A 12316-nucleotide genomic window follows, 5' to 3' on the forward strand; every position below is an offset into this window, starting at 1 on the left:
AGTTTAATAATGGGTTAGGAGAGATAATAATGAACATACAATTAAAAAAGGGGTTACTAGAAATCTGTATTCTTGCTGTATTAAAAAAGGGTGACTCATATGGCTACCAAATTATAAAAGATATTTCTGAATGTATAGAAATATCTGAATCTACATTATACCCAATTCTAAAAAGGTTAGAAGTAAATGGGTATAATGAGACATATTCTATAGAGCATAACAGCAGATTAAGAAAATATTATCATATAACTCCTAGTGGTGAGAAGCATATAGAAGATTTCTTTTTATGTGATTGGAAGAAAATTATGGATATATATTTTTTTATAGGAGGTAAGAGTATTGAATAAGGAAGAATTTCTAAGCGATTTGATGAAACAGCTATCCTCTTTGGGAGAGACTGAATGCAATAAATTTACGACGTATTATGGTGAGATGATTGATGATTATATAGAAGATGGATATACCGAAAATCAAGCCATAGACAAGATCGGTGACCATAAGAGTATTGCTAAAAATATTATAGAAGATCAAGGAAATATTATATTAAGAGAATCATCTGTAGGAAGAAAGTTCCTTCAGATAGCACTGTTGATTCTTGGATTTCCATTATGGGGATCTATACTTTCGGTAATAATCTTATTAGTATTATGTGGATGTGTAATATTTTTGTGTATACCTTTGGTTACAGGAATAATAGCACTTGCAGGTTTTGGGGGAGGATTATGGAGTATAGCAGGCTCTTTCTTTTGCTTAAAGCAGGGAGTTCATATTGTTGTTACGCAAATAGGATTTGGATTTTTATTATTAGGGATAGGTGTTTTATGTGCATTGATAACACAATTTACATTTATAAAATTTTTTAATGTTACAAAATTCTTTATACAGAAAATCTCTTATACATTTAGAAAGAAGATGGTGAGAATATGAAAATTATAAATATAAAAAAATTTTGTTTAAAATTAAGTTTTATTCTAACACTTACGGGACTGATTATATCCTTTATAGGATTTGGAATGTCAGGTTTTGATAAAAATGCATATAAAACAACTGGAGAAAGCCACTGGTATAGAACCATCAATTTGTAGGATAAATATGTATACTAATTTCAAATATAGAAGAAATTCTACAATACAGAATTTCTCGTAAAAGAGAATAAGAAAGTGCACTTTAATAAGCTCAAGATGATGAATCTGTCATTAACAACAGTTATCAGTTCCACGGAGAACACCCGGATAAGCACAGTCCTTTTAAGAAATGTAAATATCCCGTATTTATACAGGTTGTGGCATTTTGCAAACATCTATAGTGATTATATATGAGAGGAGTATATTAAAATAAACACAATTATAAAAAGTAAAAATTTATGTAAATCAAGGGGGAAACAGGCAGTAATAAAAAACGTATCTATGAATATAAATGAAGGAGAAATATATGGGTTTTTAGGTCCAAATGGAGCCGGAAAAACTACAATCATGAAAATGCTCCTTAATCAAGTTAAACCTACATCCGGTGATATTTTTATTTTTGGTGAGAAGATAAAAAAGAACTCTTATGATTATCTGGGGAGAATAGGTAGCATAATTGAGTATCCGGTGTTTTATAATAAGTTGACTGTTGTGGAAAATCTAGAATTGCATTGCGAATATTTAGGAATCACCGATTATTCATTAATTGATTGGGCATTAGATACTATGGGGTTAAAAGAAATTGGACCAAAGAAAGCGAGTGAGCTTTCTTTGGGTATGAAACAAAGGCTTGGTATTGCAAGAGCTATAATTTCAAAACCGAAACTACTTATATTAGATGAGCCAATCAATGGACTGGATCCTTTGGGAATTAAAGATGTTAGGGAATTATTATTAAAACTGAAGAAAAAATTTAAAATCACAATATTAATATCCAGTCACATCATTTCAGAGATAGAATCAATAGCAGATACTATCGGAATTATAGACAACGGGAATTTAATTAAGGAAGTAAAAATGGATGATATTATAAAAGGAAACTTGGAGTATCTGGAATTAGAAGTTGATAATGCGAAGAAAGCTATTTCAGTTCTTGAGAAAGCTTTGCAAATAAAAAAATATGAGACTAAAAATAATACCTTGAAAATATATGACAAGAATATTTCACAAAAGGAAGTGAATAAAGAATTAATTAATAATGGGCTGGATGTAATAGGAAGTGTAAAGAAACATATTACATTAGAAGAATACTTTATAAATAATATTAAACAATAGAAAGAGGGTAATAAAATTGATTAATCTTATGAAATTAGAATGGAAAAAGAATAAAGTTGAGGTATATATTTTTCACGCTATTATTTGTATGATTTGTATAGTGGCTGCAATTGCATTTATGTCTTTATCATCTAATCGCATGGGGGAGCCTATGTTTGAAGATTATCTGTCATTTATGTCGTTAACCAACATATTAGTAAAAATCACTTTTATTATTCTTAGCGGAACGATGATAGCCAGTATTGTGATAGATGAATTTAAAAATAATACAATAGGTATTGCTTTTTCATACCCTATTTCAAAGAAAAAAATAATTAAGTCCAAACTACTTATCGTAATGATTTTTTGTTTTTGTAATATCATGATTACAACTTTCATTATTAATGTACTTGTATTTTATTTGAATCCTATTTTACATTTTTTCAAAACCCCTGTTAACTTATCAAATATATTAAATACGATACCATCAGTGATTTTAGCTTCTATAACGTGTGCAGGTATTAGTTTAATTCCTATGTTTTTTGGTATGAGACATAAATCAACAGCTACTACTATTACGTCATCTGTCATTATAGGTTTTCTTTTAAATGGAATGGTGTCAAATGGAAATTCTTCAGTTAGTTTAGGACAGATAGTAGTGGTACCATTAATCCTTTGCATTGTGGGAGTGTTAATCGGATATCTATCTTATTGGAATATAGATAATAAGGATTTGGGTTGAAAATTTTTTAAATAGGGGTGTGTTCAATGAAGAAATTTATTTGTTTAATACTTTTTATTAGTATCGGTTTCTTTGGGTTAGCAAGCTGTGGCAAACAAAAAACAAATCTTACGCAGGACTTTTCTATGGAAAAAGTTAAAAAAATAAAAATAAATAATAATTCATGGGACTTGTTGTTTAAAAGCTCGCATGATGATGAAATGCATGTGGAAACAAGCTGTAAAGGTGATAAGTCAGAAAATGGGGTTGATATCGGTTTGGAAAATGGGGTGATGCATATTACTCAAAATGATGCTTCTGATAGTTTTACAGGGGGATTTACATTTGGAAGCCGAAACAAAATTATAGTGTATGTGCCAAAAGGTTTGAGTAGTCCTATAAATGTAGAAAATAAAAACGGTGATATAACGATGGAAAATGTGTCGTTTAGTGATTTGAAACTTACCAATTCATCCGGAGATCAAAAAATTATTAATGCGAAATTAGAGCATGCCAGTATAACATCAGAATCTGCTGATACAACAATAAAAGATAGTTCAATAAAAAAATTGCAAGCTGAATCAAAATCTGGATGTCTATATTTTACCAATGTATCCGACAATGAGACATATGCAAGTACGGGCTCCGGGGAGATAGTTTTTAAAGATCTTACAGAACATCAAGCTTCTGATATAAACACTGGTTCAGGTGATATTAGTGTTTCATATAAAATTAAACCAACATCATTAAAATTAAATGTTAAAAGTAATTCTAAAGATGTTTCAGTACATTTGGATGACTTAAAATTAGAGGTAGATACAGAAGAAAAAAAAGAGGGAACGATTGGTATTGGGAATAATAGATTAAAGATTAGTAGCGATACCGGGAGTATTAATATCCGGAAGAAATAATAGTTTTAAATGTACAGTAATTTACCCTTGCTAAAAGCTCAAGGGGTCTAAATGGCTTTGTCACATAATCATCTGCTCCAATATTTAGTCCCATTATCTTATCAACCTCTTCAGATTTTGCAGATAGCATTATTACTGGAAACTCATGGTTCTCCCTAAGCTTAATTGTGAAGGTTATTCCATCCATCTTAGGCATCATCACATCTACAATTGCTAGATGTATTTTCTCTTTTCCTACTATTTCTAAACCTTCTAGGCCATTTGCCCCAATAAAAACCTTATACCCTTGATTTGCTAAATAATCTTGTATTCCAACTGCTATATCTCTTTCATCTTCCACAACTAAAATATTATATATATTCATTTCACATACCTCTTTCTATGATAATATCTTAATTATACAATATCATGCATAATATGTACCAATTACATTCTATATAGTTATTTTTTTCATTTTATAATTATTTTCTTATCACCTCTCTCAATTTCATATCTTTATGATACTCTTAACTTTTAAAGATAATGTTGGGGTAATTCTAAAGATTTTCTAAAGACTTATCCCTATTTTAACTTTGAAAACAAGATTAATACATACTCAAGAAGTGACTCCAAATAAGAAGAGCAGAAATTCCACATTTCAATCTCTTATTTGGAGTCACGCAGGAGAAAGTTATACGGGCGGGGTAAATAGAAAAAATAGTAAGTTAATTATGGTATGTAATGGTATAATTTATTAGGGTCGTCTCACTAGCGTAGAATATTATGCGATATCGCTTTATTTGAGGAGGATTATATGAAAATCAAATTAATTCAACCTGCAATGGTACAAAGACCTATGGATACAAAATTAAAAACAAGAATGTCTCCTTCGTTAGCTTTATTAACAATAGCAAATCTTACGCCAAAAGAGCATGAAGTTAATATTGAGAATGAAAATGTTGAAAAGATAGATTTCAATGAACCGGTAGATTTGGTGGTTATAACTGTTACTGTAGATGTTATGAATAGAGCAGTAGAAATATCAAAGGAGTTCCAAAAGCGTGGTGTAACAGTAATTGCGGGGGGGATACACATAACATCAGATCCAGAGGGAACTGTTGATAGTTTTGACGCAATAAGTGTGGGAATGGCTGAGAGAGTTTGGGTAAAGATACTTAAGGATAAAGAAAACAATTCGCTTAAAAAGATATATTATGATATGGAAAATATTTTCGGAGAAGAAATAGTATCACCTAATTATGATATTATTGATAATAAAAAATATTTATATACTAATATAATTAGTACAAGCAGGGGATGCCCATTTCAATGTGATTTCTGCTATAATAGTTGCAAAAATGTACTTAAAACCTATATTAATAGACCTATAGATGATGTAATTAAAGATATAAATAAATTAAAAACAAGACATATAATGTTTATTGATGATAATTTTGTTGGAAATCCAAAATGGACAAAAAAATTATTAAAGGAAATGAAACCTCTTAAATTAAAGTGGAATGCAGCAGTTACTTCTAATATAGTTGACATGCCTGAACTATTAGATGAAATGAAGGCGGCAGGCTGTCAAAGCCTTTTTATAGGTTTTGAAAGTATAAACAGTAAGTCATTAAAAAGTGTTCATAAAGTACAAAATAGTGTGAATAGATATGAGAAGCTTGTGGATGAAATTCATAAAAGAGGAATAATGATAAATGCTAGTTTTGTTTTCGGATTAGATGAAGATGATGCCTCAATATTTAAGAGTACATTAGAATGGGTAGTTAAAAATAAGATAGAAACGGTAACATCCCATATTCTTACCCCCTATCCTGGCACAAAGTTATACTTATCATTATTCGAGGAAAATAGAATAGTAGATTTTAATTTGTCTAATTATAATACTGCCCAAGTTGTATATAAACCCAGGAGTATGACAGCAGAAGAATTATATAATGGCTATCTATGGATATATAAAGAGGTGTACACGTTTAAAAACATAATGAAAAGACTGCCGAAATCCAAAAAACAATGGATTCCATTTTTAACATTTAATTTTTGTTATAGAAAATTTGGAAAACTAACTGAGATCTTGTGCAATATAGTTTCTTTTAAAAATATAGGAAGATTTTCTAGCTGGTTGGCTTATAGAACAAAGTAGGTGGCGGAAACTAATAAAATTTTGAGAAAAGAAGGCAAACTCATAATCTTCCAATACGATTGTTTAAGAAAGGATTTGTATATAGGATGTCAACGGTATGCTTAAATATAGTGGTAAAAAAAGAGGGGAAGTATTTTTAAATACTTCCCCTCTTTTAAAATAAAATATAATTACTGATTAATGACACTTCAGAAGGAAAGTCATTAATAGTGCAGCAGCGTAGATGATGATTTAACGTTCGCGCTGGTTTATTGTGCAGGGGGTGGGGTTGGGTCTGGGGTTGGGGCTGGAGCTGGGTCTGGAGCTGGGGTTGGGGCTGGTGGTTGTTCATTTGCGGCTGCGTCTGCAGCCGCTTTGTCTGCAGCTGCTTTGTCTGCAGCTGCTTTTGCTGCGGCTTCATTTGCAGCTGCTGCGTCAGCAGCTACTTTGTCTGCTGCTGCTTTATCCGCAGCTGCTTTGTTTGCAGCATCATCGCTTGCTTTTTTTGCAGCATCATCGCTTGTCTTTTTTGCAGCATCATCGCTTGCTTTTTTTGCAGCATCATCACTTGCTTTTTTTACATCATCATCACTTGGTTTTTCTATGACTTTCTTTTCTGCTTTTATTTTACCATTTTCATTTAATTTGATATATAGAGTATTCATTAATACCCCATTTCTATCAACTACTGTATTAGGACGAGTAAAGTCTTTTTGTTCTAGACCTTGGTGTAGGTACTCCATATATTCTTTCCATATCTGACCTGGTTCTTGAGCTCCATACATGTTTTGTGGCGCTGGAATATCATCTCCTACCCATACAGAGGTTGTATAATAAGGTGTATATCCTACAAACCAAGCATCTTTTGATTGATCTGTAGTTCCTGTTTTACCTGCAGTAAAGGGATAGTTACTAAGGGCTAAATTTGCATGACTTTCTGTTTTTGTTAGTACACCCTTTAAAGTATCCGTCATAAGATAAGAGGCACCACTATCATACACTGTAGTTTGCTTATGTTTATTTTCAAATAATACTTCATTAACTATTGTATTTGTTATTTTACGTACATTAGTCGGACTTATAAATTCGCCGTTTCTTGCAAGGGTTGAATAACCTGAAGCCATTTCAACTGGCGTAACACCCTTTGTAAAACCACCTATAGCAATTATAGGGTAAATATCTTGAGGAGTTGTATATTTAAACTCCATGTTTTGTAAATATTTCAACGAATTCTTTACGCCCATTTCTCCCACTAATCTAACCGGGATAGTGTTTATAGATATCTCAACTGCATATCTTAAAGATACAGAACCTCTGTATTTAAAATCAACATTAGCGGGACCATTATCAAAGGCTTTGTCTTCATATTCACTAGCGGGAATGTAGCCTTTTTCAAATGCAGGGGTATATGCGATTAATGGCTTTATAGCGGAACCTGGCTGCCTTACACCTAAGAAGGCTCTGTTAAAGGTGTTACCATCTTGGCTTCTACCTCCAACTATAGCTACTACTTCTCCAGTATTATTATCTATAGTAACGCTTGCACCTTGCTTTTCATATAAATCTGTTTTGTTATTGGTGCTTGTATATTGAGCCAAATGACTATCTACTACACTTTGTAATTTTTCTTGTTTTGCAGTATCAATAGATGTATCTATTCTATATCCTCCACTAAGAAGTTGTTTTTCTTTAGACTCATATTCATCATTATACTTAGTGAAATAAGTGTTTCTATCATTATCATTACTAAAAGAATATTTAGAAACGAAACCATTTTGCTCCATTAACTTTAAGGTTGCATTGTGAACAGCATATTGAATATCATAGCTCATAGGTTCAGGTGCTGTACGAGGTTTAATATTTAATTTAATAACTTCTGCTTTTGCTGTATCAAAATCATTTTGTGAAATTTGTTCTAAGCTTAGCATTTTATCTAAGACTAAGTCTCTCCTCTTTATAACATTGTCAAGCTGAGTCACGGGGTTATAAACAGATGGATTATTAGGTATTGAAACAAGCATAGCTATTTGAGATAAATCTAAATCCTTATTATTCTTTTGAAAGTAAAATTGTGAAGCACTTTCAATACTATAGCATCCATTGCCGAAGTTTATATTATTTACATAAAACTCTAATATTTGATCTTTTGAATATCTTTCTTCTAATTTCTTTGCTATAACAGACTCTTCCAATTTTCTCGACAAGGTTACGTCAAATGTAAGGAATACATTTCTTGCAAGTTGTTGCGTTATTGTTGAACCACCTTGTACGATAGCTCCCTTGGATTTTATATATACCCAGACAGCTCTCCTTATACCTTTATAATCTATACCACCATGTTTATAAAATCTTTGGTCTTCTATTGAAGTGACAGCTTTACCTACATAGGGATTTAAGTCTGCTTCTTTTGTGTAATAATATGTATTGGTCTTAAATTCTTTTAATAGTTTACCATTAGTATCAAAAAATTGTGTTGGTTTTCGGGTATTAAAGGAGGTTTCGTTTATGGTTTGTGCTATATTGTTAGCATCTTTTATAGTTGCCTCTATTTTAGGCCCATATTTAATATAACCATATCCTAAAGTTATCGTAGCCGATACGAAAATTATTGCAGAAAATATCAATAAACCTTTAACGATTTTTTTCCAAAGTTTCTTTTTAACCGGTGCTATTTTTATGGGTTCTACATTTTGATTATCATCCATTAATATCTCCTCCTTTTTTTATTATACAAAAAATGTCCAGGGTTAGCCCTGGATGACCACGCTTCATACATACGTAAAGGGGGGGCTTACTTGGTCGCCATAAGTATTTTCCTGTTTTTAGTCCTATATTCAATTGTTATTACTGAATTCTAATACTAGGTCACATAAAAGAGACCTTATGGGTCTCTCTTATACTATTAAAAAAGTGCTTAGTTTATGTGTGTATAATACAATTATTTTACAATTTTGTCAATAACACTAAGTTATATGATGTGATTTCTATTGATGTTAATTATTTCTTATTGGCATTTCAAACATTAGCCATACAATGTATCCTCCTAGAACAATATAATTATTACAATATATTATAACATAAATAATGTAACATGAATATTTATGTTATATATAAAGTATGAACAAAATATATATTATGATGAAACATCATTAGACAGTTGTATGATGTTTGGAGAAGGTGTATATAAAAACTTCTTTACATAGCATTCATATAGTGATATTATAAATCTAATTTAATAAATAAGTTAATTCTCATCAAGAGAGATAGAGGGACTGGCCCGATGACATCTCGGCAACCATCAGACGTATTGTCTGAATAGGTGCTAAATCCTGCGTTAATTTCATTGTAAATTAGCGGAAGATGAGAGAGGTGTCTTTGTAATTTTATACCTCTTTCATCATTATATAATGATGAAAGAGGTTTTTGTTTTTTTGAATAGATGTAAATAAAATTTAATAGTGTCTTATCAAGAGAGGTGGAGGGACTGGCCCTATGAACCCCGACAACCAGTATCATATTATGATACATGGTGTTAATTCCTGCAGCATTGCTGCAAGATAAGAATAAGTTTGGAAGTAGTGCCCAAGTTTATTCTTGGGCTCTATTTTTTTAGAGTGATGTTTAAAGAAAGGATCAAAAGGTAAAGATGAATTATAAGAAATGAAAAGGAGAAGGGATATCATGATTAAAGTTCGAGGTGTAAGTAAAAGTTTTTCAGGGGTTAAAGTGTTAAATGATGTTTCATTTACAGTGGAGGAAGGTGATATTTATGGTGTTATTGGTCACAGTGGAGCTGGTAAATCCACTTTACTTAGATGCTTTAATGGGCTTGAAACCTATGATACAGGTACCATTAATATAATGGAAAAAGGGGTGAAACAGCTAAGTTTGAAAGAACTTCGCGAGTTTAGGAAAAATGTAGGCATAATATTTCAAAGTTTTAATCTTATTAACAGTAAAAATGTTTTTGAAAACATAGCATTTCCACTAGAAATATGGGGAAACGATAAAAATTTTATTAAAAAAAGAGTAGATAGCTTAATAGAGTTAGTAGGACTTAAGGATAAAGCAAACACCAATGTAAAACAACTTAGCGGAGGGCAGAAGCAAAGAGTTGGAATTGCAAGAGCGCTTTCACTTAATCCGAAAATATTACTTTGTGATGAAGCTACCTCTGCACTAGATCCTAAAACTACAAAATCTATATTAGAGCTTTTAAGGGCTATCAATAACAAATTTAATATAACAATTATTGTAGTTACCCATCAGATGGAAGTGGTAAAAGAAATTTGTAATAAATTTATTCTTTTAGAAGGAGGGGAAATTAAAAGCCATGGCATTACCGATGAACTATTTATTAGGCCAACAAAGGAAATGCAAACACTTATGGGAGAGGAAGAATTACTGCCTAGCACGGGATATAACATTAAAATATTTTTTACAAAGGAAATTACCCAGAGTTGCCTTATAACATCAATTGCCAGGGAGTTAAATATTGATTTTTCAATAGTATGGGGCAGGCTTGAAAAATTTAGGGATAACGTAATGGGAAGTCTCATAATAAATGCAAGTAAAGAGAATAAGAAGAAGATATTAAATTATTTAGATGAAAAATCTATAGAGTGGGAGCTCATTAATTATTCTGTGCAGCTTGAGAAGCACAAGGGAGAGAGTATAAATGCTATTTAAAGATATTTTATTACCTGCACTAAAAGAAACTATATATATGGTAACATTATCCACGATTTTTACAGTTATTTTAGGGTTTATTTCAGCAGTAGGATTAATTATAACTGGACCTATTGGCCTAAGGCCAAACACTTTAATCTATAAAATCTTAAATTTAGTAATAAATGTACTTAGGTCTTTTCCGTTTATTATACTAATGATATCTATATTCCCTTTAACTAAGCTTATAGTTGGAACAACAATAGGTACTAATGCAGCTATAGTTCCTCTAACGCTTGGTGCAGCACCTTTTGCTGCAAGAATAATAGAATCTGCACTTTTAGAAGTGGATTATGGAATTGTTGAAGCAGCTAAGTCATTTGGTGCAAAAACCTATCAAATTATATTTAAGGTTATGTTAAAAGAGGCAATGCCGTCTATAGTTCTTGGAGTTACGTTAACAATAATAAACATTATAGGTTACTCAGCTATGGCTGGGACAATTGGTGGAGGGGGACTTGGAGATGTAGCCGTAAAATATGGTTACTATAGATTTAAGTCAGATATCATGATATACACTGTAATTATATTAATTGCAGTTGTGCAAGTAATTCAAGCCTTAGGAAATATATTGTACAGAAAAATGATTAAATAAGTTTTGAATTATAAAAATATTAAAAGAAAAATAAGAGGAGGAAATTAAAAATGAAAAAAATATTAAGCATATTATTAACAATAGTTGTGATTTTTACACTGAGTGGATGTGGAGCAAAAAAAGAGGCGGATGTAACTGAGAAAAAAATCATTAAAGTAGGTGCGTCACCAGTGCCTCATAAAGAAATATTAGAGGCTATAAAGCCGATTCTCGCAAAAGAGGGATATACTCTCGAAATAGTAGAATTTACTGACTATGTAACACCAAACACTGCACTAGCCGAGGGACAATTAGATGCTAATTTCTTTCAACATATTCCTTATTTGCAATCCTTTAGTAAGGAAAAGGGAGTGGACCTAGACTATACTGTAAAGGTTCATCTTGAACCTATGGGTGTGTACTCTAATAAATATAAAAAGCTAAGTGATTTAAAAGATGGAGCTAAAATAGCCATTCCAAGTGATCCTACAAATGGAGCAAGAGCACTTAGAGTGCTTGAGAAGGAAGGGCTATTAAAACTAAAAAGTGGAGATCTTATTTCTAAACTTGATATTACTGAAAATAAAAAGAATTTTAAAATAACTGAATTAGACGCTCCTCAGCTTCCAAGGATTTTAAAAGATGTGGATGCAGCAGTTATAAACTCAAATTTTGCAATAGAAGCCAATTTAAATCCGACAAAAGACGCACTAGCAATTGAATCAAAAGATTCGCCTTATGCAAATGTGCTTGCAGTTAGAAAAGAAGATAAAACTAAACCTCATATAGAAGCACTTTCAAAGGCATTAAATTCTCTAGAAGTTAAAAAAATTATTGAAGATAAATATAAAGGAGATATAATTCCTGCTTTCTAAAAAAAATATAAAACCATTAATCATTTTGCTTTGGGCGTAATAGTCGAAAGTAAGATGATTTTTTTATAGTAAAGCATAAAGTTTAACGACATTTTTATACTTTTATTTTTTAAAAAATTCATTTTATACCTTATTAGTGTATAATTACCGTATGCAAATAATTTTTGGA

11 protein-coding genes, 1 pseudogene and 2 riboswitches are annotated in these 12316 nt (G+C 31.3%); of the genes and pseudogenes, 10 read left to right on the forward strand and 2 right to left on the reverse strand.

Annotated features, from left to right (window positions below):
- Positions 1-29: 29 nt before the first annotated feature.
- The 6 genes from ACWJJ2_RS15415 (at position 30) to ACWJJ2_RS15440 (ending at position 3851) form a co-directional block, all read left to right on the forward strand.
- Positions 30-347: a PadR family transcriptional regulator gene (locus ACWJJ2_RS15415; RefSeq protein WP_165414275.1), complete on the forward strand. Its 318-nt coding sequence runs from the start codon at positions 30-32 to the stop codon at positions 345-347.
- A complete protein-coding gene (locus ACWJJ2_RS15420) occupies positions 340-927 on the forward strand; it encodes a DUF1700 domain-containing protein (RefSeq protein WP_462953448.1) in 588 nt (195 codons plus the stop codon). The genes ACWJJ2_RS15415 and ACWJJ2_RS15420 overlap by 8 nt, the downstream gene beginning before the upstream one ends.
- A complete protein-coding gene (locus ACWJJ2_RS15425) occupies positions 924-1085 on the forward strand; it encodes a hypothetical protein (protein ID WP_462953449.1) in 162 nt (53 codons plus the stop codon). The genes ACWJJ2_RS15420 and ACWJJ2_RS15425 overlap by 4 nt, the downstream gene beginning before the upstream one ends.
- A 321-nt stretch (positions 1086-1406) precedes the next feature.
- Complete coding sequence (locus ACWJJ2_RS15430) at positions 1407-2240, forward strand: ABC transporter ATP-binding protein (RefSeq protein ID WP_462953450.1); 834 nt, start codon at positions 1407-1409, stop codon at positions 2238-2240.
- A gap of 28 nt (positions 2241-2268) precedes the next feature.
- On the forward strand, positions 2269-2961 hold the full coding sequence (locus ACWJJ2_RS15435; RefSeq protein WP_462953451.1) for an ABC transporter permease: 693 nt from the start codon (positions 2269-2271) through the stop codon (positions 2959-2961).
- Positions 2962-2987: 26 nt separating this feature from the next.
- Positions 2988-3851 (forward strand): DUF4097 family beta strand repeat-containing protein, encoded by an 864-nt coding sequence (locus ACWJJ2_RS15440; protein ID WP_462953452.1) that lies wholly within the window; start codon positions 2988-2990, stop codon positions 3849-3851.
- Positions 3852-3870: 19 nt separating this feature from the next.
- Here ACWJJ2_RS15440 and ACWJJ2_RS15445 read toward each other — a convergent pair.
- A pseudogene (locus ACWJJ2_RS15445) lies at positions 3871-4215 on the reverse strand (response regulator transcription factor); the annotation flags it as partial.
- A 429-nt stretch (positions 4216-4644) separates the two neighbouring features.
- Between ACWJJ2_RS15445 and ACWJJ2_RS15450 the strand changes: the two are divergent.
- A complete protein-coding gene (locus ACWJJ2_RS15450) occupies positions 4645-5991 on the forward strand; it encodes a B12-binding domain-containing radical SAM protein (RefSeq protein ID WP_462953453.1) in 1347 nt (448 codons plus the stop codon).
- Positions 5992-6239: 248 nt separating this feature from the next.
- On the opposite strand, the gene ACWJJ2_RS15455 is transcribed toward ACWJJ2_RS15450, so the two are convergent.
- On the reverse strand, positions 6240-8675 hold the full coding sequence (locus tag ACWJJ2_RS15455) for a transglycosylase domain-containing protein (RefSeq protein WP_462953454.1): 2436 nt from the start codon (positions 8673-8675) through the stop codon (positions 6240-6242).
- 543 nt (positions 8676-9218) lie between these two features.
- A riboswitch (SAM riboswitch) is annotated at positions 9219-9337 on the forward strand.
- A gap of 93 nt (positions 9338-9430) precedes the next feature.
- Positions 9431-9534: riboswitch (SAM riboswitch) on the forward strand.
- Between the two features lie 117 nt (positions 9535-9651).
- Between ACWJJ2_RS15455 and ACWJJ2_RS15460 the strand changes: the two genes are divergently transcribed.
- The 3 genes from ACWJJ2_RS15460 to ACWJJ2_RS15470 are packed head-to-tail and all read left to right on the forward strand — an operon-like array spanning position 9652 to position 12147.
- Positions 9652-10659 carry a methionine ABC transporter ATP-binding protein gene (locus ACWJJ2_RS15460; RefSeq protein ID WP_220286305.1) on the forward strand — a complete coding sequence of 336 codons (1008 nt, stop codon included), beginning with the start codon at positions 9652-9654 and terminating at the stop codon, positions 10657-10659.
- Complete coding sequence (locus tag ACWJJ2_RS15465; protein ID WP_216302393.1) at positions 10649-11293, forward strand: methionine ABC transporter permease; 645 nt, start codon at positions 10649-10651, stop codon at positions 11291-11293. Before ACWJJ2_RS15460 ends, ACWJJ2_RS15465 begins: the two co-directional genes overlap by 11 nt.
- A gap of 50 nt (positions 11294-11343) precedes the next feature.
- The gene (locus tag ACWJJ2_RS15470; RefSeq protein ID WP_216302394.1) at positions 11344-12147 is read left to right on the forward strand and encodes a MetQ/NlpA family ABC transporter substrate-binding protein; all 804 of its coding nucleotides are present in this window, start codon (positions 11344-11346) and stop codon (positions 12145-12147) included.
- Positions 12148-12316 lie beyond the last annotated feature (169 nt).

This window comes from Clostridium sp. CM039 (genome assembly GCF_055081075.1).